A 20,700-nucleotide genomic window follows, 5' to 3' on the forward strand; every position below is an offset into this window, starting at 1 on the left:
GCCAGGGCCCCGGCCGACGGTTACCCAGCAGACAAGACGCACTGCATGAAGGGATAGCCATGACAGCGACGACCGACGAAAGCTCCGGAGCCACGGCACCGCAGCCGACCTCGGCCACCACTGCCCAACTGACCGACACGACCCCCGGGGCGGCCGCACCGCCCCACACCGCCGCCGGCCGAGCCATACAGCGCGCCACGGACTTCCTGCTCGCGCGGCAGGACGACCGGGGCTGGTGGAAGGGCGACCTCGACACCAATGTGACGATGGACGCCGAAGACCTGCTGCTGCGCCAGTTCCTCGGCATCAGGGACCAGGCCACCACCGAGGCCGCCGCGCTGTTCATCCGCGGCGAGCAGCGCGAGGACGGCACCTGGGCCACCTTCTACGGCGGCCCCGGCGAACTGTCCACCACCATCGAGGCGTACGTCGCGCTGCGCCTGGCCGGTGACTCCCCGGACGACGCGCACATGGCGAAGGCCTCCGCATGGATCCGCGAGCGCGGAGGCATCGCCGAGTCCCGCGTGTTCACCCGGATCTGGCTGGCCCTGTTCGGCTGGTGGAAGTGGGACGACCTCCCCGAACTCCCGCCGGAACTCATCTACTTCCCCAAGTGGATGCCGCTCAACATCTACGACTTCGGATGCTGGGCCCGGCAGACGATCGTGCCGCTCACCGTGGTGTCCGCCAAGCGCCCGGTGCGGCCCGCGCCGTTCCCGCTGGACGAGCTGCACACCGACGCGAGCGACCCGAACCCCGCCAAGCCCCTTGCCCCGGTGGCGAGTTGGGACGGCGCCTTCCAGCGGCTCGACAAGGTCATGCACGGCTACCGCAAGGTGGCCCTGCGGCGGCTGCGCAAGGCCGCGACGAACTCCGCGGCCCGCTGGATCGTCGAGCGCCAGGAGAACGACGGCTGCTGGGGCGGCATCCAGCCGCCCGCCGTCTACTCCGTCATCGCGCTCCACCTGCTCGGTTACGACCTCGAACACCCGGTCCTCAAGGCCGGGTTGGCGTCCCTCGACCGGTTCGCCGTGTGGCGCGAGGACGGGGCCCGGATGATCGAGGCCTGCCAGTCGCCGGTGTGGGACACGTGCCTGGCGACCATCGCGCTCGCCGACGCGGGCCTGCCCGCCGACCACCCGGCGCTCGTCAGGGCCGCCGAGTGGATGATCGCCGAGCAGATCGACCGGCCGGGCGACTGGTCCGTGCGCAAGCCCCAACTGGAGCCGGGCGGCTGGGCGTTCGAGTTCGACAACGACAACTACCCCGACATCGACGACACCGCCGAGGTCGTGCTCGCGCTGCGCCGCGTGAAGCATCCCGACAAGGCGCGCGTCGAGCGGGCCATCGAGCGCGGTGTGCGCTGGAACCTCGGGATGCAGTCGAAGAACGGCGCGTGGGCCGCCTTCGACGTCGACAACACCAGCCCGTTCCCCAACCGGCTGCCGTTCTGCGACTTCGGCGAGGTCATCGACCCGCCGTCCGCCGACGTCACCGGGCACGTCGTCGAGATGCTCGCCATCGAGGGCCACACCCGCGACCCGCGCACCCGGCGCGGCATCGAGTGGCTCCTCGCCGAACAGGAGGACAGCGGCGCCTGGTTCGGCCGCTGGGGCGTCAACTACGTCTACGGCACCGGCTCTGTGGTGCCTGCCCTGACCGCGGCGGGCCTGCCCGCCTCCCACCCCGCGATCAGACGGGCCGTCAGCTGGCTGGAGTCCGTCCAGAACGAGGACGGCGGCTGGGGCGAGGACCTGCGCTCGTACCGTTACGAGGACTGGAAGGGGCACGGCGCCTCGACCGCCTCGCAGACCGGCTGGGCACTGCTCGCGCTGCTCGCTGCGGGGGAGCGGGAGTCCAAGGCCGTCGAGCGCGGTGTCACGTACCTCGCAGAGACCCAGACCGAGGACGGCACCTGGGACGAGCCGTACTTCACCGGGACCGGCTTCCCCTGGGACTTCTCGATCAACTACCACCTGTACCGGCAGGTGTTCCCGCTGACCGCGCTCGGCCGGTACGTCAACGGCGAGCCGTTCAGCGACAAGGGCGCCGCCACCAAGGGGAGCTGATGACCGCATCGCCGGTGGCCCGCCCACCGGAGACCGCGCCGCTGCTGGTCGCCTGCGCGCTCGGCATCGAGCACCTCGCGCTGCGCAGCGGCAGCAGGGCCGGGGCCACGAGCCCCGTGACCGTGCTGCGCACGGGCATGGGCCCCAAGGCCGCCGAGCACGCGGTGACCCGCGCGCTGGGCGACGCCGTGCTGCGCGACGCCGCCGTCGTGGCCACCGGGTTCTGCGCCGGGCTCGCGCCCGGCATGCACCCCGGCGACCTGGTCGTGGCCGAGGAGACCCGGGACGCGCGCGGCGCCACGCCGTGCACGGGCACGGATCTCCTGGTCAAGGAGCTGGTGCGGGCAATGCCCGGCAAGACCGTGCACACCGGCCCGCTGACCGGCTCGGACCATGTGGTGCGCGGTCACGAACGCGCGGACCTGCTGGCGACCGGCGCGATCGCCGTCGACATGGAGTCGGCCGCGACGCTGCGGGCCGCCGGTGGCACCGGGGAGCGTCCGGTTGCCGCCGTCCGAGTGGTCGTGGACGCTCCAGAACATGAACTCGTCAGGATCGGCACGGTTCGCGGTGGACTATCGGCTTTCCGTGTCCTTCGTGCCGTCCTGCCCGTTTTTTTTGAATGGCACCGCTCGATGCTGCTCCCTCGGAGGTGAGCCCAGATGGCCATGCCGCTTCGTCAATCCATCAAGGTTGCGACATATCTCGCTGAACAGAAGATCCGCAGGCGGGACAAGTTTCCGCTGATCGTCGAATTGGAACCGCTCTACGCCTGCAACCTGGCGTGCGAGGGATGCGGAAAGATCCAGCACCCGGCCGGTGTGCTCAAGCAGCGCATGCCCGTCGCGCAGGCCGTCGGCGCGGTCCTCGAATCGGGCGCCCCGATGGTGTCCATCGCCGGTGGTGAACCGCTGATGCATCCTCAGATCGATGAGATCGTGCGTCAGTTGGTGGCCAAGAAGAAGTACGTCTTCCTGTGCACCAACGCGATGCTGCTGCGCAAGAAGATGGACAAGTTCAAGCCGTCCCCGTTCTTCGCCTTCACCGTGCACATCGACGGCATGCGGGAGCGGCACGACGAGTCCGTCGCCAAGGAAGGTGTCTTCGACGAGGCGATCGAGGCGATCAAGGAGGCCAAGCGGCGCGGCTTCCGTGTCACCACGAACTCGACGTTCTTCAACACGGACACCCCGCAGAACATCATCGAGGTGCTCAACTACCTCAACGACGACCTCGCGGTCGACGAGATGATGATCTCGCCCGCGTACGCCTACGAGAAGGCGCCCGACCAGGACCACTTCCTCGGCGTCACACAGACCCGAGAGCTGTTCAAGAAGGCCTTCGCGGGTGGCAACCGGCGCCGGTGGCGGCTCAACCACTCCCCCCTGTTCCTCGACTTCCTCGAGGGCAAGGTCGACTTTCCGTGCACCGCGTGGGCCATCCCCAACTACTCGCTCTTCGGATGGCAGAGGCCCTGCTATCTGATGGCCGACGGGTATGTGACGACGTACAAGAAGCTCATCGAGGAGACCGACTGGGACGCCTACGGCCGCGGCAAGGACCCGCGCTGCGACAACTGCATGGCGCACTGCGGCTACGAGCCGACCGCCGTGCTCGCCACGATGGGATCGCTGAAGGAGTCCATTCGCGCCATGTCCGAGACCGTCGCCGGGAACCGTGGGTGAGCGCGTCATGAACGGAGAGCCTGTCTCACTGGGCCTCCCCGAGGTGCCGGTCCGACCCATCGCTGAACGGCGAGTCAGCCGTCAGATCCAGGTCGGACCGGTGGCCGTGGGAGGCGGCGCCCCCGTTTCCGTGCAGTCGATGACCACGACGCGCACGTCGGACATCGGCGCCACGCTCCAGCAGATCGCCGAACTGACCGCCTCCGGCTGCCAGATCGTGCGCGTGGCGTGCCCGACGCAGGACGACGCGGACGCGCTCGCGACCATCGCGCGCAAGTCGCAGATCCCCGTGATCGCGGACATCCACTTCCAGCCGAAGTACGTGTTCGCGGCCATCGACGCGGGGTGTGCGGCGGTGCGCGTGAACCCGGGCAACATCAAGCAGTTCGACGACAAGGTGAAGCAGATCGCGCGGGCCGCGTCCGACGCCGGCACGCCGATCAGGATCGGGGTCAACGCCGGCTCGCTCGACAAGCGGCTGCTGGAGAAGTACGGCAGGGCGACGCCCGAGGCGCTGGTGGAGAGCGCCCTGTGGGAGGCCTCGCTCTTCGAGGAGCACGGCTTCCGGGACATCAAGATCTCGGTGAAGCACAACGACCCCGTGGTGATGGTCAACGCGTACCGGCAGCTCGCCGCCGCGTGCGACTACCCGCTGCACCTGGGTGTCACCGAGGCGGGGCCCGCCTTCCAGGGGACCATCAAGTCCGCCGTCGCCTTCGGGGCGCTGCTGAGCGAGGGCATCGGCGACACCATCCGGGTGTCGCTGTCCGCGCCGCCCGCCGAGGAGTGCAAGGTCGGCATCCAGATCCTGGAATCGCTCGGCCTGCGCCGGCGCCGCCTGGAGATCGTGTCGTGCCCGTCCTGCGGGCGCGCGCAGGTGGACGTCTACAAGCTCGCCGACGAGGTGACCGCGGGGCTCGACGGCATGGAGGTGCCGCTGCGGGTCGCCGTCATGGGGTGTGTGGTCAACGGCCCCGGTGAGGCGCGCGAGGCGGACCTCGGTGTCGCGTCCGGCAACGGCAAGGGCCAGATCTTCGTCAAGGGCGAGGTCATCAAGACGGTGCCCGAGTCGAAGATCGTCGAGACGCTGATCGACGAGGCGATGAAGATCGCCGAACAGATGGAGAAGGACGGCGTCGCGTCGGGGGCTCCCGACGTCACCGTGAGCTGATTTCTTACGTACGGACGGGAAGGGGGCTCGAGCGTGACGATTCTGGAAAGCATCCGGGGGCCGCGCGACCTGAAGGCACTGAGCGAGGAGGAACTCGACGAACTGGCCGCGGAGGTCAGGGAGTTCCTCATTCACGCGGTCGCGAGGACGGGGGGACACCTCGGACCGAACCTGGGCGTGGTGGAACTGTCCATCGCGCTGCACCGCGTCTTCGAATCACCGGTGGACCGCCTCGTGTGGGACACCGGCCACCAGAGCTATGTGCACAAGCTTCTGACGGGCCGCCAGGACTTCTCCAAGCTGCGCGGCAAGGGCGGCCTGTCCGGCTACCCCTCGCGCGAGGAGTCCGAGCACGACATCGTGGAGAACTCGCACGCCTCCACCGCGCTCGGCTGGGCCGACGGCCTCGCCAAGGCACGCCAGGTGCAGGGCGAGCGCGGCCACGTCGTCGCGGTCATCGGCGACGGCGCGCTCACCGGCGGCATGGCCTGGGAGGCGTTGAACAACATCGCGGCCGCCAAGGACCGGCCACTGATCGTCGTCGTCAACGACAACGAACGCTCCTACGCACCCACCATCGGCGGCCTCGCCAACCACCTGGCGACGCTGCGCACCACCGACGGCTACGAGAAGGTGCTGGCCTGGGGCAAGGACGTGCTCCTGAGGACCCCCGTGGTCGGGCACACGGTCTACGAGTCGCTGCACGGCGCGAAGAAGGGCTTCAAGGACGCGTTCGCGCCGCAGGGCATGTTCGAGGACCTGGGTCTGAAGTACGTGGGTCCCATCGACGGCCACGACCTGGGCGCCGTCGAATCCGCCCTGCGACGCGCAAAACGCTTCCACGGGCCGGTACTTGTGCACTGCCTGACCGAGAAGGGCCGCGGCTACGAGCCCGCGCTCGCCGACGAGGCCGACCGCTTCCACACCGTCGGCGTCATGGACCCGCTCACCTGCGAACCGCTCGCACCGTCCAACGGTCCTTCCTGGACCTCGGTGTTCGGCGACGAGATCGCGGCGATCGGGCGCGAGCGCGAGGACGTCGTCGCGATCACCGCGGCGATGCTGCACCCGGTGGGACTCACCAAGTTCGCGCAGGAGTTCCCCGAGCGGGTGTGGGATGTGGGGATCGCCGAGCAGCACGCCGCGGTGTCGGCCGCGGGACTCGCGACGGGCGGTCTGCACCCGGTCGTAGCGGTGTACGCGACGTTCCTCAACCGGGCCTTCGACCAGCTGCTGATGGACGTAGCGCTGCACAAGTGCGGGGTCACCTTCGTCCTGGACCGGGCCGGTGTCACCGGCGCCGACGGGCCCTCCCACAACGGCATGTGGGACATGTCCGTGCTCCAGGTCGTGCCGGGTCTGCGCATCGCCGCGCCGCGCGACGCCGAACAGCTCCGGGCGCAACTGCGCGAAGCCGTCGCCGTCGACGACGCGCCGACCATGCTGCGGTTCCCCAAGGAGTCGGTGGGCCCGCCGATCGCGGCCGTCGACCGGATCGGCGGCATCGACGTACTGCACCAGGCCGAGAACCCGCGCGCGCTGCTCGTCTCGGTCGGCGTGATGGCGCCGGTGTGCCTGCAGGCCGCCGAACTCCTGGAGGAGCGCGGCATCAACTGCACGGTCGTGGACCCCCGTTGGGTCAAACCCGTCGACCCCGACCTCGCGCCGCTGGCCGCCGCGCACGAACTGGTCGCCGTCGTCGAGGACAACAGCAAGGCGGCGGGCGTCGGCTCGGCCGTAGCGCTCGCCCTCGGTGAGGCCGAAGTCGACGTCCCCGTACGGCGGTTCGGCATCCCCGAGCAGTTCCTGGCGCACGCCAAACGGGGCGAGGTGCTCGCCGACATCGGTCTGACACCCGTGGAGATCGCGGGCCGGATCGCGGCGAGCCTCGGCTTCAAGGCGGCGCCCCCGGAGGACTCGGGTGCTTCCGGGTCCGGCAAGGAGATCAACGCATGAGCAAGGAGTTCGACCTCGGCACGCTGCTCGCCGAGCGCGGCGCCGAACGGTACGAGCTGCACACCAAGTACCTCAACCACCAGCTGCCGAAGATGCTGCACACCATCGGCTTCGACAAGGTCTACGAGCGGGCCGAGGGCGCGCACTTCTGGGACGCGGACGGCAACGACTACCTGGACATGCTCGCCGGCTTCGGCGTCATGGGCCTCGGCCGGCACCACCCCGTCGTACGCAAGGCGCTGCACGACGTCCTCGACGCCTCGCTCGCCGACCTGACCCGCTTCGACTGCCAGCCGCTGCCGGGCCTGCTCGCCGAGAAGCTGGTGGCGCACAGCCCGCACCTGGACCGGGTGTTCTTCGGCAACAGCGGTACGGAGGCGGTCGAGACGGCGCTGAAGTTCGCGCGGTACGCGACCGGCAAGCCCCGCGTCCTGTACTGCGCGCACGCCTTCCACGGCCTGACGACCGGCTCGCTGTCGGTGAACGGGGAGGATGGCTTCCGCGACGGCTTCGCGCCGCTGCTGCCCGACACCCCGGTCCCGCTCGGCGATCTCGACGCGCTGGCACGGGAGTTGAAGAAGGGCGACGTCGCCGGGCTGATCGTCGAACCGATCCAGGGCAAGGGCGTGTACGAGACGCCGCCCGGCTATCTGCGCGGCGCGCAGGAGCTGTTGCGCAGGCACAAGGCGCTGCTGATCGCCGACGAGGTGCAGACGGGCCTCGGCCGCACCGGTGACTTCTACGCCTACCAGCACGAGGAGGGTGTCGAGCCGGACCTGGTGTGCGTCGCGAAGGCGCTGTCGGGCGGATATGTGCCGGTAGGCGCGACGCTCGGCAAGGACTGGATCTTCAAGAAGGTCTACTCGTCCATGGACCGGGTCCTCGTCCACTCGGCGAGCTTCGGCTCCAACGCGCAGGCGATGGCGGCGGGCCTCGCCGTCCTGTCCGTCATGGAGGACGAGGAGACGGTCGCCAACGCGCGGGCGATGGGCGAGCTGTTGAAGGCCCGGCTGGGTGCGCTGGTGGACCGCTACGAGCTGCTGAGCGACGTACGCGGCCGCGGCCTGATGATCGGCATCGAGTTCGGCCGCCCCAAGTCCCTGAAACTGCGCAGCCGTTGGACGATGCTGCAAGCCGCGCGCAAGGGCCTGTTCGCGCAGATGGTCGTGGTGCCGCTGCTCCAGAAGCACCGGATCCTGACCCAGGTCTCCGGCGACCACCTCGAAGTCATCAAGCTGATCCCGCCGCTCGTCGTGAACGAGGACGACGTCGAGCGGTTCGTCGAGGCGTTCACGGCGGTCATGGACGACGCGCACAGTGGGGGCGGGCTGATGTGGGACTTCAGCAAGACGCTGATCAAGCAGGCGGTGGCGAACCGCTGAACGTTCGGCGAACCGCTGAGCGTTCGGTGGGCCGATCGCGGGCTGGGCTGGGCGGCTTCGGTCGCGGGCCTTTGCCTCTGAGGCAAGAAAGTTGCCGCAGGGGCAAGGCTCTGGCTGAATCGAGAGCATGAGCCCTGCCCTCTCGCCGGACGAGGCGGACGGTGCGGAGGTCCCGGAACCCCCGGAACTTCCCGCCGTCGCGCCCCAGCTCCGCGAACTGCGCCGTCGCGCCGCCCTCACGCTGGAGGCCGCCGCCGGATCCGCCGGCCTGTCCCCGGCGCACCTGTCCCGCCTGGAGACCGGACAGCGTCAGCCCTCGCTCCCGATGCTGCTCTCACTCGCCCGCATCTACGGTACGACGGTATCCGAACTGCTCGGCGAGACCCCCGCCGACCGGGACGCGGTCGTGCGCGGCGGCACGCTGGAGGCCACCGAGGCCGGCGGCTGGACGTACCGGCAGGCCGGATCGCCGGGCCGCGGCATGCAGGCGTTGCAGGTCCACGCGCCGTATGGGTCCCAGGGCGATGTCGTGCGCGTGCACCCGGGGGAGGAGTGGCTGTACGTCCTGTCGGGCCGGCTGCGCCTGCGCCTCGGCGACACCTCCTACCGGCTCGACCCGGGGGACAGCTCGCACTTCGACTCGCTCACTCCGCACCGGATCGCCGCCGTCGACCCGGGCGGCGTCGACTTCCTGTTCGTCCACACCCTGCTGCAGAGCCCGACGGCCGCGCTGTGCCTCGGCCCGTCGTCGGGGCCGGTAAAGGAGACCCGCCATGGCTGACATGGCCGACACGACCGACACGACCGGCGAGGCCGGTGGGGCCGACGCGACCGGGTCCGCCCCCGCCCCGGCCCGCCGCCAGATAGAGGACAAGTTCCCGCGCGGCATCCTGGTGCGCGTCCTGGTGTACGTCTTCGCGGGGCATGCGCTGGCGGCGTTCATCTATTTGCTGTTCACGCTGGGTGGGAACCAGTGAGGGAGTAGCCGGGTGGTGCGGGCCGGGGTGAGGGCGTGGATCGCGGACCCCCTACTGCGGTAGCACCTCCATGTTGGCTCCTGGGTATGACGCCAGGTGCCCGTTCGTCCTCGCACACTCCTCCTCGTCAGAACGCGGATCACAACGCGATCAGCACGCGGACGAGTTCGAGAGGGCGGGACAGGGCCATGGGGCTACTCAGGAGCAGGCGGCAGACGGTGGAGGACAGCCGGCCGGAGGCGTCGGCCGGGACGCCGGGGCTTGCTGTCGAACTGCGCGGTGTGCGGCGGCAGTACGGGCGCGGGGCCGGGGCGGTGCACGCCCTCGCGGGCGTCGATCTCACGCTGCCGCGCGGCACGTTCACGGCCGTCATGGGCCCGTCCGGGTCCGGGAAGTCCACCTTCCTGCAGTGCGCCGCAGGGCTCGACCGGCCGACGGAGGGATCTGTGCGCCTGGGTGGCACGGAGATCACCGGGATGAGCGAGAACCGGCTCACCGAGCTGCGTCGCAGCCGCCTTGGCTTCGTGTTCCAGGCGTTCAACCTGCTGCCGTCGCTGACCGTGGAGCAGAACGTGCTACTGCCGATGCGCCTGGCCGGGCGCCGCCAGGACCGCCGTCGCGCGGCCGCGATGCTCGCGCAGGTCGGGCTCGCCGACAAGGCGCGGCGCCGGCCCGGCGAGCTCTCCGGTGGCCAGCAGCAGCGCGTGGCCGTCGCCCGCGCCCTGGTCACGAGCCCCGACGTGGTGTTCGCCGACGAGCCCACAGGCGCCCTCGACACCGGCACCGCCGCCGAGGTCCTCGGCCTGCTCCGGAACGCGGTGGACAGCCTCGGCGCCACCGTCGTCATGGTCACCCACGACCCGGCCGCGGCCGCCTGGGCGGACCGCGTGCTGTTCCTCGCCGACGGTGTCTTCGCCGACAGCCTGGAGCGCGGTTCGGCGGAGCGGATCGCGGCGCGGATGGCGACGCTCGTCGCCCGCACGTCCCGCACGGGTGCGATGGCGGGGGCGGCGGCATGAGGCGCCTCGCCCCCAATGGCCTCGCGCGGGCGGCCGTCCGCTTCAAACCCGCCTCGTTCGCGGGCACGTTCGTCGCGCTGCTGATGTCGGCGCTGATCGTCGCGGCCTGCGGCAGCCTGCTGGAGTCGGGGGTACGCGCCTCGGTTCCGGCCGAGCGGTACGTGAAGGCACCGGTCGTGGCGGCGGCCGACCAGTCCGCCCGCCTCGTCGCCGACACCGTCGACGGTCCCGAGGAGTCCGCCTACCCGCTGCCGGACACCGCGCGCGTGGACGCGAGCCTCGCCGCGAAGGCCGCCCACGTTCCGGGCGCCGAGGCCGCGGTGGCGGACTTCACCTTCCCGGTGCGGCAGGGCGGCGGCGCGCTCACCGGCCACGGCTGGGGCTCGCACGCCTTCACCGGCACCACGCTGACCGGGGGAGCGGCGCCGCGCTCGGGCGAGGTGGTGCTCGACGCCGCGGCGGCCCGCACCGCGAAGGCCCGCGTCGGCGACACGGTCGCGCTCGAAACGGCCGCCGGGCGCGCGCAGTTCCGGGTGTCAGGTCTGGCCGAGGCCGGGCCGGGCGACACCGCGGCGGCGGGCCGGGCGGCCGACACGGCGACCGGCGGCGGGGCCACGGCCTGGTTCGCCGACGCCGAGGCCCCCGCGCTGTCCGGGCACCCAGGAAAGGCCGACGCCATCGCCGTCCTGGCCAAGGACGGCACCGACACGGGCGCCCTGTCCGCCGCCGTGGGCAAGGCGCTCGACGGCTCCGGCGCACAGGTGCTCACCGGCGACGACCGCGGCGCGGTCGAGGACCACGGCCTGGCCTACGCCAAGGAGATGCTCACCGCGCTCGGCGGCTCCTTCGGCGGGATCGCCACGCTGGTGGCCGTGTTCACCGCGGCCGGCACGGTCGCCCTCTCGGTCGGCCAGCGCACCCGCGAGTTCGCGCTGCTGCGTGCCGTCGGCGCCACCCCGCGGCAGATCCGCCGGGCGGTCGCCGCCGAGGCGCTGCTCGTCGCGCCGCTCGCCGGGGTGCTCGGGTGCCTGCCGGGGATCGGGCTCGCCCACTGGTGGTTCGGGCAACTGAAGGACCGTGGGGCCGTCCCGCAGGCGGTCGAGTTGCACGTCTCGTGGATCCCGCTGGTCGCCGCCGTCGGGACGGGGCTGCTCACGGCGCTCGGTGCGGGCTGGATCGCAGGGCGCAGGCCCGCGAGGATCAAGCCGGGGCAGGCGCTCGCCGAGGCCTCGGTGGAGCGGCTGCGACCGGGTGTCATCCGCACCGTGCTCGGCCTGGCGGCCCTGGGCGGCGGCTCGGCGCTCGCCGGGGTCGCGGCCTCGACCGGCGGCGCCGACGCGGCGAACGCCTCCCTCGGCGTCGTGATGCTCTTCATGCTCGCGGTGGCTCTGCTGGGCCCGCTGGTGGCCCGGCTGTGCGCGGCGCTGTTCGGCCTGCTGCTGCACGGTGGCGGCGCCTCCGCCTCGCTGGCGGCCGCCAACTCCCGGACGAACTCCCGCCGGTTGGCCTCCGCGATCACGCCGATCGTGCTGGCGATGGCCTTCGCCTCGACGCTGGTGTTCATGCACACGAGCGAGAGCAGGGTCTCCGCCGAGCAGCTGCGTGCGGGTGTCACGGCGGACCACGTCGTCACCAACCCGGCGGGCCTGCCCGCGGGCGCCGCGGACCGGGCCGCCCGCGCCGCCGGCGTCGACGCGGCGGTGAGCCTGCTGGATACGCAGGTGCTCGTGCCGATCGACTCGGGCGGCGAGACGTCGTTGCAGGCGACGGCGACGCAGGGCATCTCGGGCTCCGGCGCCGAGCTCGCCAAGGTGCAGGACCTGGATGTGCGCGGCGGCAGCCTGGACCGGGTGGGTGCGGGCCGCATCGCCATCGACAGGACCCTCGCCACGGCGGCGGAGGTGAAGGTCGGCGACAAGCTGCCGCTCTACCTCCCCGACGGCACGAAGGCCCGACCGGAAGTCGCCGCGGTCTACGGCCGGGGCCTCGGACTGCCGGCGGTGACCATGGACCGGGCGTCCCTGACCGGACACGTCACCTCGGGCTTCGACAGCACGCTGCTGGTGCGCGGTGGCGACGCCGGACCGCTCGCCGCGCTTGGGCAGGTCACCGACGCCTCGGGCTACGCGGTCGCGCGGAGCGTGGACGACGAACTGGGCGCCTGGTCCAACTACATGATGGCCGCGGTCCTGGGCGGCTTCGCGGCCGTCGCCGCGGTCAACACGCTGGTGATGACGGTCCTGGATCGCCGTCGCGAACTGACCGTGCTGCGCCTCGTCGGCTCCACACGCCGCCAGGTGCTGCGGATGCTGCGCTGGGAGAGCCTGCTGGTGTCGGCGGCGGGAGTGGTGCTGGGCACCACCATCGCGCTGATCACGCTGACGCCGATGATGCGCGGCCTGACGGGGGAGTCCCCGTACATACCGCCGCTGCTGTACGGCACGTTCGCCGGGGGCGCGGTGTGCCTCGGCCTGCTCGCCGTGACCCTCCCGGCCCGGGCGGCACTGCGCGACGGGGGTGACGTCGGGTCCTGGTAGGCGGGGTGGTGCCGGGCGGAGCGTGACGCCCGGCACCGTGTGACGTTCGCCGGTCACCAGCACCGTGTGACGTTCGACGGTCACGGTCACCGGCACCGTGGGACGCCCGGCGGTCAGTCCAGAAGGCGCTCGCGCAGCCGCTCGCGCGTCGCCGCGGTGAGCTTGAGGCCCTCTTCGAGGTAGCGGTCCGTGGATCCCCACTGCTCGTCGATGGTTTCGAGGCCGGCGTTCAGGTACTCGATGCGGGCGTCGAAGAGCGGGCTGAGCAGCTCCATGACCTCGGGGGAGTAGGCGTCCTTCGCGGTGGCGGAGCGGCGCACGTCGTAGCGGCGGTGCTTCTCGTTCGACTTGAGGTAGTCCGCCTCGATGGCGTCGCGCTCCACGCCGACCGCGAGCAGCGTCACCGCGATCGACAGGCCCGCGCGGTCCTTGCCGGCCGCGCAGTGCATCAGCGCGGGAAGGCTGTCCTCGGCGAGGGAGTGCAGCACGCGGCTGTGCTCGGCGGTGCGCTCCTTGATCATGGTGCGGTAGGAGTCGACGAGGCGGTTCGCCGCGCGGCCCTCGGAGAGGATCTGGCGCAGCTGCTCGATGTCGCCGTCGCGGACCATGGTCCAGAATTCGGCGCCGTCGGCCGGGTCGTTGAGCGGCAGGTTGAGATTGCGGACGCCGGGGAGCTCGACGTCGGCGCCCTCCAGCCTCTGGTCCGCGGCGTTGCGGAAGTCGAAGACCGTGTGCAGGCCGAGCGAGGAGAGGAAGGTCGAGTCCTCGGCCGTGGCATGGGCGAGGTGACCGCTGCGGAACAGCACGCCCTGGCGCACGCGCCGGCCGTCCACGGTGGGCAGGCCGCCCACGTCTCGGAAGTTGCGCACTCCGGTCAGCTCGGGCTCGGTGGACGGTGCGTGCTGCGTCACAGGGGCTCCTCCCAATCGGTGCACCGGCGTTGGGTCACCGGTGGGCGCGCTCCTGACGATACGACATCGGTTCCACAGGCAACCATCTGTCCGATTTGCCCACTTCTGTGTCAACTGTGCATGAATCGAAGGGGCTTGTGGGAGTGTGCGTGACCGGCCTCATGTTCGTGACGCTGTGTGGCGGGCGGCCCGGAATGCCTCCCCAGTAATCCCCGAAGGTATGGCGTTGGTAAAGCGGAGAATGTCGACGCAGGGTTACACAGGGAAGCCTCAGAAACCCAAGGAATTGCCACCGCAAGTGAATTCGGCAGTTGTCGCCGTCATTGCGGTTCGCCTACGGTCACCAATCAATCCGGTCGGAACGCCTAGTCCTGCCGCCGCCCGGATTCCTTTCGACTACCCGTCACGGCAGGAGCGGGGGACCCACACGCAAGACGCCGCGTAGGGGATTTCCCGAAGCGGCTTGGGGTGAAGCCGTGCCCGTACCCCGGGCGCGGCCGGGCATCTCCAGCCCGAACCCGACAGCTCACCTCGTAGGCGACGGAGAGGAAATTCAGCATGCCCGCAAAGGGAAAGCACCGCCTTTCGACCTCCCGCCGCATCGCCCGGGTCGCCGCCGTCGCCTCCGCCGGCGGAGCGGCCATCGTGCTGCCGCTGATGGGCGCCAGTGGCGCGCAGGCCGCGACGTCCGGCGCCACCGCCGACACCACGACGTACACCGTCAAGGCCGGTGACACGCTCTCGAAGATCGCCAAGGCGCAGGACGTCGACGGCGGCTGGAAGAAGCTGTACGAGGACAACAAGGACGCGGTCGGCTCCAACGCGGACCACCTCAAGATCGGCGTCAAGCTCACCCTCGGCGCCGCGGCCGAGGGCGACTCCGCCGCCAAGCCCGCCGCCACGCAGGCGAGCGCCAAGACGACCGCCTCCGGCGACTACGTGGCGCCGGTCGACGGCGCCAAGGGCAACGGCTACGGCAACTCCGGCTCCATGTGGTCCAGCGGCAGCCACACCGGCGCCGACTACTCGGTGTCCACCGGCACCTCCGTGAAGTCGATCGCCGACGGCACCGTCGTCTCGACCGGCTCGGGTGGCGCGTACGGCAACGAGGTCGTCATTGAGCACGCCGACGGCCACTTCTCCCAGTACGGCCACCTGTCCTCGATCGGCGTCGCCCAGGGCGACACCGTGACGGCCGGCCAGGAGATCGCCAAGTCCGGCGCGACCGGCAACGTCACCGGCCCGCACCTGCACTTCGAGATCCGCACGACCGCGGACTACGGCTCGGACATCGACCCGATCGCGTACCTGAGTGAGCACGGTGTGAGCGCCTGAGGCGACGTGAGCACGTGAGGTGAGCGCGTGATGCGGTAGCGGCTCGTCGGCCCGTTCCGATGCGGCGCCCGGGGTTCTCTCCGGGCGCCGCATCGCGTTCGCGCGCTCAGAGGGTGCGGGTTGTGGAGTGCGGTCGTCCTGATCCGCAGCCCGCGCCGCCGGGCCGGGGTGGCCCGGCGGCGGTCACCCGGACTGTTCCCGCGCGTCTCCTGCGGGAGCCGACGCGGGCATGCGCCAGGCCAGGACCGCACCGACCGCGAGCCCGGTGGCCGCCAGTGCGGTGGCGACGAGGAACGGGTCGAGGGAGTGCAGGCCCGGAGCGAACCCGATCCCGACGCAGACGGCCACCCCGCTCGCGCCGCCCAGCTGGTCCGCCGCGCGTTGGACGCCCGAGGCGATCCCGGCGTCGTCCTCGCTGACGCCGCTGACGGCGAGGTATTGCAGCCCTACGAGGCCGACTCCCATCCCGGCCGCGATCAGGAGCATGGCCGGGATCATCGCGGGGCCGTTGGCCCGCAGCGCCGCGACGAGGGCGGTGGCGGCCATCGCGGCCGCGGTGAAGCCGAGGCCGGCGAGCACGCACGCGCGTGCGCCCCAGCGGCCCAGCAGGCGCGGCACGAGCACCGAGAAGGTGATCAGGGAAACGGCCAGCGGCAGCATGGTCAGGCCCGCGCCGAGCGGGCCGATGCCCAGTCGTTCCTGCAAGTAGAACGTGAACAGCAGGAACGAGGTCGACAGCGCCCCGCTGAGCAGCATCGTGGTCAGGTTGGCCACCACCCGCGTGCGATGGGCGAAGAAGCGCAGCGGCAGCAGCGGATTGTGCGAGCGCGCCTCGACGCGCACGAATCCGACCCCGGCGGCCACCGCCCCCGCCAGCGCCCCGAACACCGCCCACGCGGGCGTTCCCGGTTCACCGGCCTGGACGACTCCGAGGGTGAACAGCAACGGGCAGGCGGTCAGCAGCAGCGCACCGCCAAGGTCCAGCGCCGGAGCCGCCTTGGCCGCCACGGGCCGGTCCCCCTCGACCAGGAAGAGGGTTGCCAGCAGCACGGTCAGGACGAACGGGACCGAGATCAGGAAGATCCAACGCCACCCCAAGTGGGCGGTGACGATCCCGGACAGGACGAATCCGATCACCAGGCCGCAGCTCGCCACCGCCGCCCACACGCCCAAGGCCCGCGACCGCCGCGGGCCTTCGGGGAACATCAGGACGATGGTGGCCATCGCGGCCGGCAGCGCGACGGCCTCGCCGACCCCTTGCAGCAGCCGCGCGACCACCAGCCAGCCGAAGGTGGGCGCCAGCCCGGCCAGCAGCGACGCGGCACCGAACAGGCCGGCGCAGAGCAGCAGCACGCGTCGCCGCCCGAGCAGGTCGGCGAGCCGGCCACCCAGCATCAACACCCCGCCGCCGGTGACCGTGTAGCCGACCACGACCCAGGTCAGGGTGTGCCCGTCGACGTCGAAGGCGGCGCCGATCGAGGGCAGGGCGATGTTGACCACGGTCACGTCGACCGCGATGAAGAACTGCAGCATGGACAGCGCGCACAGCACCAGCCATGCGCGCGCCGGGGACGGGCCGTGCCCGCGTGAAGAAGGAAGGATGCCTGGAAGCATCAGGTGCTCCGTTGCTCAGAGAAGGCTCCGAGCAGCACAAACGTGCCGCTCCGGTCTGATCACGAAGCGGCTGGGCGCCCAGGAGGAGTGTGAGTCGAACGCCCCGCCGCTAGCGGGACGTCCCGGTCACCGCGGCACAAGCGGCCGCGCACGAAGCAGCAGACATGCAAGGAACGTTAACAGGCGCATGCGCGGCCACTTATTCCCCAAGCGGCGAGTGGGCTTTCTCACCACGCGTCAACCCCTACCTACGATGGCGTAGGTCACTTTTCACCAGCGAAAATACGTGAGTGGCACACGAATCGAGAGCACTCGCGGACTCACTCAACGGCACGATCCGCTCCTACGCGGCCATCGGGGACAGTTTCACCGAGGGCGTCGGCGACCCCGGTCCCGACGGGAAGTTCGCGGGCTGGGCCGACCGGCTCGCCGTCCTCCTGGACGACCGCGTCCCCGAGGACACCTTCAAGTACGCGAACCTGGCCGTGCGCGGCAAGCTCATCGACCAGATCGTCGCGGACCAGGTCCCGAAGGCGGTCGAGCTCGCTCCCGACCTCGTGACCCTGGTCGCCGGCGGCAACGACATCATCCGCCCCGGCACCGATCCCGACGACGTGGCCGAGCGTTTCGAGAGGGCCGTCGCCAAGCTCGCCGACGCGGCGGGCACCGTCATGGTGGCCACCGGGTTCGACACCCGTGACGTGGCCGTGCTCAAGCATCTGCGCGGCAAGATCGCCACGTACAACATGCATGTGCGGGCGATCGCCGACCGCTACGGCTGCCCGGTGCTCGACCTGTGGTCGCTGAAGTCGGTCCAGGACCGCAGGGCATGGGACGAGGACCGCCTGCACCTGTCGCCCGAGGGGCACACGCGGGTGGCGCTGCGCGCCGGTCAGGCGCTCGGCATCGAGGTGCCGGCCGACCCCGAGCAGGCGTGGCCGCTGCTGCCTCCGCGCGGCACGTTCGAGGTGCGGCGCGACGACATCCACTGGGCGCGCGAGTTCCTGGTGCCGTGGATCGGGCGCCGGCTGCGCGGCGAGTCCTCCGGTGACCGCGTGCAGGCCAAGGGCTTCATCGACCCGCACGCGGTGAAGGCCCACCTGGAGGCGGCGTCCTGACGCCCGCCCCTTCGGCGGTACGGGGGCGCTGACGGGTTATCGTCAGCGCCCCGCGCCCGTCAACTCCGCGCGCTCAAGGCCCAGTTCGCGGGCGAGTGCCTCGTCCACCCACTCCTGCATGCGCGCCCGCGACACCGTGCCCGGCTTGGCGCGCCCGTCGTCGTAGGTCGTCATCTGCACGGCGAGCCCGTCCAACAGTGCCGTGATCCGCAGCGCCGTCCCCATCGGATCGGGGCAGGCGAACTCGTCCGCCGCCACGCCCTCGGCGACCACTTCCGCGAGCGCCGCCTTCCACTGCTGGTCGAGGTCCCGCGTGACCTCCCGCAGCGCCGGCTCGCGCAGCGCCGCCGCCCAGCCCTCGATCCACAGCCGCCACCCCTTGGCCTGCCCCGTCGGCGCGTACCAGCGCACCGCGGCGCGCAGCCGTTTCAGGGCCGTCGTGCGGCGGCCGAGCAGTTTGCGCAGATGCGCCAGGTCGCTCTCGGCGGCGTGCGCGAACGCGGCCGCGACGAGCTTCTCCTTCGTCGAGAAGTGGTACAGCACCAGCGCGTTGCTCACGCCGAGCGCCGATGCCACATCGGCGATGCGCACGGCGGCGACCCCGCGCGCCTCGATCTGCTCGATGGCGGCCGTCAGCAGCTCTTCGCGCCGCTCAGCCACGCTCAACCGGACTCTGGTCACGCCGCAAGCCTAGTTGTTTTTGTGTGCGGACTTGTTGCGTGCAGGACTCTTGACGCCCCGACGTCGTACAGGTCACAGTCGCGTCACGTTCCGCTACTGACTGTCCGTTCAGTCAATAAGTCGGTTGGACGGGGGTAGGCGCGGCCCCGGCAGGACGTCAGGAGCCGTCCGTGCCGACCGTGCTGTCCTCGTTCTGTTCTCGCCAGGAGCAATCGTGACCCAAGCGCCATCCCTCTCGCCGACCCCGCCCGCCGGGGACGAGCCCGACCTCTCCGAAGGCTGGGGCGAGCAGCGCTCACGGCTGCGCAAGGATCTGCGCCGGCTGGACGTGCTGTTCTTCCTCATCTGCACGCTCGTGGGCCTGGACACCATCGGTTCCGTCGCGGCCCAGGGCCCGCAGGGCCTGACCTGGATGGTCATTCTGGCCGTCGTCTTCTTCCTGCCCTACGGCCTCCTCGTCGCAGAACTCGGCTCGGCCTTCCCCGTGCAGGGCGGCCCGTACGTATGGACGCGCCTGGCCTTCGGCCGGCTCGTCGCGGGCGTCAACCAGCTCCTGTACTGGATATCCAATCCGGTCTGGGTCGGCGGCAGCCTGTGCATCATCGCGTTGACCACCTGGGAGGAGTTCTTCACGCCGCTGCCGGGCCTGTGGAAGTACGTCGCCGGGTTCGTGTTCATCTGGGGCGGCGCGCTCGCCGTGGTGCAGTCCGTGCGCATCGGCAAATGGGTGCCCATCGCGGGCGCCGTGGCGCGCGTCGTGCTGCTCGGCTTCTTCCTCGTCTCCGTCGTCGTCTACGCCGGCGAACACGGCGTGCACGCCCTGCCTGCGGGCGAATTCACGCCTACGTATGCGGGCTTCGTGGCGCTCGTCCCGGTGCTCATCTTCAACTACGTGGGCTTCGAACTGCCCAGCTCCGCCGCCGAGGAGATGAAGAACCCGCGCCGCGACATCCCCCTGTCGATCCTGCGCTCCGGGCTCGCCGCCGTGCTCCTCTACGGAGGCCCCATCCTCGGCATCCTGTTCGTCCTGCCCAGCCAGGAGATCGGCAGCCTGGGCGGCTTCATCGACGCCTGCAAGGCCGTCTTCACCGTCTACGGCGGCTCCATCGCGGCCGACGGCACGGTGACGCTGACCGGTATGGGCTCGGTGTTCGGCGGCGTCGCCGCGGCGGGCCTCATCATCGGTCTGCTCACCTCCGGCGTCACCTGGGCGATGGGCGCCCACCGCGCACAGGCCGTCGCGTGCGCGGACGGCGCCGGCCCCGCCTGGCTGGGCCGCATCTCCGAGAAGCACGGCACCCCGGTACGGGTCAACATCCTGTCCGCCGTGCTCGGTTCGATCCTGTTCGTCGTCGCCCTCAACCTCACCGGGGGAGACGGTGAGAAGTATTTCGCCGCGGGCCTCGGCCTGACCATCAGCACGACGTTCATCTCCTACGTCATCACCTTCCCGAGCCTCGCGGTGCTGCGCCGCAAGTACCCCGACCAGGAGCGGCCGTACGCCGTGCCGGGCGGCCGGGTGGGCGCCTGGATCGTGACCGCGCTCGCCACCGGCTTCGTGGCCTTCACCGTGATCGTGCTCGTCTGGCCCGGCTTCGGGGTCGGCTGGTTCGGCACGGCGGGCGACCCGGCGGACTCGCTGCCCGAGTCGTTCGCCGGACAGCGCCTGCCGTACACGCTCAGCCAGGTGCTGCCGCTGCTGCTGTTCGTCGTGATCGGGTTGGTGTTCTACGCGTGCGGGGCGGGAGCGCGGCGGCGTGGCCGCGCGGGCGGCACGGCGGACGCCGCCGCGGCCGTCACAGCGCCGGGAACCGATAGTCGCGGCTGATCAGGCCCTCCTCGTCGACGGTCACGAACTCCAATCCGCCGCCCACCGCTTCGCCGGTCGCCACGGACACCGACTGCCCTGGGGTAGACACGGGCCGGTGACGACGCGGATGGTGCGGGGCGGGGAGCTGGGTGAGGCGCTGCGCGGCTGGCGGACCCGGCGCAGGATCAGCCAGCTGGAACTCGCCGCACGCGCGGGCACCACACAACGCCATGTCAGCTTCATCGAGAGCGGCCGTTCCGTTCCGGGCCGCGCCATGGTCGTACGCCTCGCCGAGGCCCTGAAGGTGCCCCTGCGCGAGCGGAACGCGCTCCTACTGGCCGCGGGATACGCGCCCGCCTACACGGAGACCGGTTTCGCGGACCCGCACCTGTGCGCCGTCCGGAAAGCGCTGGAACGCGTCATGGAGGCGCATCA

The 20,700-nt window shown here is 71.1% G+C and carries 17 protein-coding genes and 1 riboswitch; of the genes, 14 read left to right on the forward strand and 3 right to left on the reverse strand.

Features of this window, described 5'->3' with window-relative positions; translation table 11 throughout:
* Window positions 1-59: 59 nt before the first annotated feature.
* The 10 genes from shc to ACIA8D_RS31145 all read left to right on the forward strand — a co-directional run bounded on the left by shc (window position 60) and on the right by ACIA8D_RS31145 (window position 12,796).
* Entirely contained in the window at window positions 60-2,069 is a 2,010-nt protein-coding gene (gene shc / locus ACIA8D_RS31100; protein ID WP_399237452.1) for a squalene--hopene cyclase, read from the forward strand.
* The gene (locus ACIA8D_RS31105; protein ID WP_399237453.1) at window positions 2,069-2,725 is read left to right on the forward strand and encodes a 1-hydroxy-2-methyl-2-butenyl 4-diphosphate reductase; all 657 of its coding nucleotides are present in this window, start codon (window positions 2,069-2,071) and stop codon (window positions 2,723-2,725) included. Before shc ends, ACIA8D_RS31105 begins: the two co-directional genes overlap by 1 nt.
* 6 nt (window positions 2,726-2,731) lie before the next feature.
* Window positions 2,732-3,754, forward strand: a complete 1,023-nt coding sequence (gene hpnH / locus ACIA8D_RS31110) for an adenosyl-hopene transferase HpnH (RefSeq protein WP_399237454.1) — start codon at window positions 2,732-2,734, stop codon at window positions 3,752-3,754.
* A gap of 7 nt (window positions 3,755-3,761) precedes the next feature.
* Window positions 3,762-4,925, forward strand: a complete 1,164-nt coding sequence (gene ispG / locus ACIA8D_RS31115) for a flavodoxin-dependent (E)-4-hydroxy-3-methylbut-2-enyl-diphosphate synthase (protein ID WP_399237455.1) — start codon at window positions 3,762-3,764, stop codon at window positions 4,923-4,925.
* A gap of 33 nt (window positions 4,926-4,958) precedes the next feature.
* Entirely contained in the window at window positions 4,959-6,881 is a 1,923-nt protein-coding gene (gene dxs / locus ACIA8D_RS31120; RefSeq protein ID WP_399237456.1) for a 1-deoxy-D-xylulose-5-phosphate synthase, read from the forward strand.
* Window positions 6,878-8,263 carry an aspartate aminotransferase family protein gene (locus ACIA8D_RS31125; RefSeq protein WP_399237458.1) on the forward strand — a complete coding sequence of 462 codons (1,386 nt, stop codon included), beginning with the start codon at window positions 6,878-6,880 and terminating at the stop codon, window positions 8,261-8,263. The genes dxs and ACIA8D_RS31125 overlap by 4 nt, the downstream gene beginning before the upstream one ends.
* A gap of 127 nt (window positions 8,264-8,390) precedes the next feature.
* Complete coding sequence (locus ACIA8D_RS31130) at window positions 8,391-9,044, forward strand: helix-turn-helix domain-containing protein (protein WP_399237460.1); 654 nt, start codon at window positions 8,391-8,393, stop codon at window positions 9,042-9,044.
* Entirely contained in the window at window positions 9,037-9,240 is a 204-nt protein-coding gene (locus ACIA8D_RS31135; RefSeq protein ID WP_399237461.1) for a DUF6126 family protein, read from the forward strand. The genes ACIA8D_RS31130 and ACIA8D_RS31135 overlap by 8 nt, the downstream gene beginning before the upstream one ends.
* A gap of 188 nt (window positions 9,241-9,428) precedes the next feature.
* The gene (locus ACIA8D_RS31140) at window positions 9,429-10,259 is read left to right on the forward strand and encodes an ABC transporter ATP-binding protein (RefSeq protein WP_399237462.1); all 831 of its coding nucleotides are present in this window, start codon (window positions 9,429-9,431) and stop codon (window positions 10,257-10,259) included.
* A complete protein-coding gene (locus ACIA8D_RS31145) occupies window positions 10,256-12,796 on the forward strand; it encodes an ABC transporter permease (RefSeq protein WP_399237463.1) in 2,541 nt (846 codons plus the stop codon). Before ACIA8D_RS31140 ends, ACIA8D_RS31145 begins: the two co-directional genes overlap by 4 nt.
* 113 nt (window positions 12,797-12,909) lie before the next feature.
* Here ACIA8D_RS31145 and ACIA8D_RS31150 read toward each other — a convergent pair whose 3' ends face one another.
* Window positions 12,910-13,707, reverse strand: coding sequence for a tyrosine-protein phosphatase (locus ACIA8D_RS31150; RefSeq protein ID WP_399237464.1), 798 nt, complete (start codon window positions 13,705-13,707; stop codon window positions 12,910-12,912).
* A 383-nt stretch (window positions 13,708-14,090) separates the two neighbouring features.
* Window positions 14,091-14,262, forward strand: a riboswitch (cyclic di-AMP (ydaO/yuaA leader).
* Window positions 14,263-14,265: 3 nt separating this feature from the next.
* On the opposite strand from ACIA8D_RS31150, the gene ACIA8D_RS31155 reads away from it, so the two are divergent.
* Window positions 14,266-15,042 (forward strand): M23 family metallopeptidase, encoded by a 777-nt coding sequence (locus ACIA8D_RS31155; RefSeq protein ID WP_399237465.1) that lies wholly within the window; start codon window positions 14,266-14,268, stop codon window positions 15,040-15,042.
* A 183-nt stretch (window positions 15,043-15,225) separates the two neighbouring features.
* On the opposite strand, the gene ACIA8D_RS31160 is transcribed toward ACIA8D_RS31155, so the two are convergent.
* Complete coding sequence (locus ACIA8D_RS31160) at window positions 15,226-16,581, reverse strand: MFS transporter (protein WP_399237479.1); 1,356 nt, start codon at window positions 16,579-16,581, stop codon at window positions 15,226-15,228.
* A gap of 410 nt (window positions 16,582-16,991) precedes the next feature.
* Here ACIA8D_RS31160 and ACIA8D_RS31165 point away from each other — a divergent pair, with 410 nt between their 5' ends.
* Entirely contained in the window at window positions 16,992-17,774 is a 783-nt protein-coding gene (locus ACIA8D_RS31165; RefSeq protein ID WP_399237481.1) for an SGNH/GDSL hydrolase family protein, read from the forward strand.
* Window positions 17,775-17,816: 42 nt separating this feature from the next.
* Here ACIA8D_RS31165 and ACIA8D_RS31170 read toward each other — a convergent pair whose 3' ends face one another.
* Window positions 17,817-18,455 (reverse strand): TetR/AcrR family transcriptional regulator, encoded by a 639-nt coding sequence (locus ACIA8D_RS31170; protein WP_399237466.1) that lies wholly within the window; start codon window positions 18,453-18,455, stop codon window positions 17,817-17,819.
* 214 nt (window positions 18,456-18,669) lie between these two features.
* Between ACIA8D_RS31170 and ACIA8D_RS31175 the strand changes: the two genes are divergently transcribed.
* Window positions 18,670-20,283, forward strand: coding sequence for an APC family permease (locus tag ACIA8D_RS31175; protein ID WP_399237467.1), 1,614 nt, complete (start codon window positions 18,670-18,672; stop codon window positions 20,281-20,283).
* A gap of 109 nt (window positions 20,284-20,392) precedes the next feature.
* Window positions 20,393-20,700, forward strand: a 308-nt coding sequence (locus tag ACIA8D_RS31180) for a helix-turn-helix domain-containing protein (RefSeq protein WP_399237482.1), incomplete at its 3' end; no start/stop codon positions are given.

This window comes from Streptomyces sp. NPDC051684 (assembly GCF_044453445.1).
GTDB lineage: Bacteria > Actinomycetota > Actinomycetes > Streptomycetales > Streptomycetaceae > Streptomyces.